This is a genomic window from Coprococcus intestinihominis (assembly GCF_040096555.1).
Classification (GTDB): Bacteria; Bacillota; Clostridia; order Lachnospirales; family Lachnospiraceae; genus Coprococcus_A; species Coprococcus_A intestinihominis.
The window spans coordinates 1-1,766 of record NZ_JBBMEK010000406.1 but is presented as its reverse complement, the minus strand read 5'-3'; the positions used below and the strand labels follow the sequence as shown (position 1 = coordinate 1,766).

At 38.7% G+C, this 1,766-nt stretch carries 2 protein-coding genes; both read right to left on the bottom strand.

What is annotated here, in order from left to right:
- A partial coding sequence (locus WMO25_RS17700) for an AAA family ATPase (RefSeq protein WP_349086516.1) occupies window positions 1-1,059 on the bottom strand: 1,059 nt, incomplete at its 3' end.
- 222 nt (window positions 1,060-1,281) lie between these two features.
- A partial coding sequence (locus WMO25_RS17695) for a hypothetical protein (RefSeq protein ID WP_349086515.1) occupies window positions 1,282-1,766 on the bottom strand: 485 nt, incomplete at its 5' end.

The window sequence follows — 1,766 nt, the reverse complement described above, 5'->3', positions numbered from 1 at the left end:
CTGGTCATAAGCCAAATAGCCAAGATGAATCAAATAAGTCAAAACATCGTCCCGGCAATAAAAATTGTTCATATCATTCTGGAATGTACCGACATCAACTTCTATCGCATTACCTGCCAGCATTTCTATAATAGCTGTTTTCAATCCGTCAAAGTCCATATTGATCAATGGGACAACTGCCTCATAAGACCCCGTCTCAGACCAATAGCTTCTGAACTTATCTTTCAGCATCACACTGACAACCGCTTTAGGATTATAGACCTGATAATCTTCCAACAAATATCCGTCATACCATCTCTTAATCTTCTCAAAGTCTCTATGATATTTCCGGCAAAGTTGCTGCACTTCACTCTCAGTAAAACCAACATGCGGTGCTAAAATACTTGCATCCAGCATCGTAAATTCATCAAAATTATTGAGTGCCGACTGTGTACGTGCCTTTTTAATCGGCAAAATTCCCGTCAGATAGGCAAGCTGAATATACTTTGTCGGTTCCGTCCCTTTAAACAGTCCCCGAAGGAAATTAATATAGTCCTCCTGAATCTTCTGGTCCACTGCCATATCTCTAATCAAAACATCCCACTCATCAATGATAATGACAAATTTCTTTCCTGATGCAGCATAAATACAGGACAATGCTTCCGGCAAGGATTTCATATGATCAGGCAATATATTCGGGTAATAGACTCTGAGTTCGCTTATTGTCTTTTCCACAATATAAGAGAGAACACATTCCGGACCGCCAGCCGGTTCCATACACCATTGAACATCAAGATGAATCACATCATACTGATTCAGATGCTTTTTAAAATCAGGACTCTTACCGATTTCCAAATCAGCAAAAATAGTCTCAGAATCACAGCCTTTGCTATAATAGGCCGTCAGCATATTGGCTGTAATTGACTTGCCAAATCTTCTCGGACGACTGTTGCAAATATATGCCTGTAGTGTTCCGATTACTTTATTGGTATACTCAAGCAAACCCGTTTTATCAACATAAATACTGGAAGCCAATGCAACTCTGAATGCATCATTTCCTGGATTTACAAAATTTCCCATCCGTGCACACTCCTTTTCTGCAATTTACTTTCAAAGTTCCTGCGAAATACACTGCCTTAATCATACCATACTGTAGCCATTTCCTCAACTTACATCTACACCAGTGTCTCTGGCAATTTGCAATACTCCTGATATTTTTAAACAAATTTTTCTGCTTAATAACTAAGGCTTGAACAGCAAACCATGCCATTCAAGCCTTATCCCTTCAAGATTTATCTCTGCCTATTTGGAAATACTATCCAGAAAATCAGCTATTTTCTGCCAATTTTCTCCACCCACTGCAAGTTCATATGAAAGACCGTTGCACTCTACGATGACTGCATCACCTTTATCAGATGCTGTTTCAGTAAAATCACTGCTGGAAAAATTCAATGTATACTCACTACTTGTTATACTATCGAAAAAAACCTCGGAATACTTCTCATCTGTTGGATTCTTCAATCCACCGCACATTTGATTAAATGCCGTGATCTTCGCTTCATCCTCAACGACTTTATTCTCAAGAAGATTACCTGTTTCATTATCCTTTAATACAATTGTCATTTCATTCTTCGTAGATGTCTCTTCAGATGCAATGATTTGCGTACTTCTTGTTTCAGTGTCCGCTGCAGTTGTATTGGTCTCTTTACTGCATCCGGATATTGCAAATGTACATAACAATGCAATTAAAATGATTCCTTTGGATTTCATCGTATCACACCTCTCCT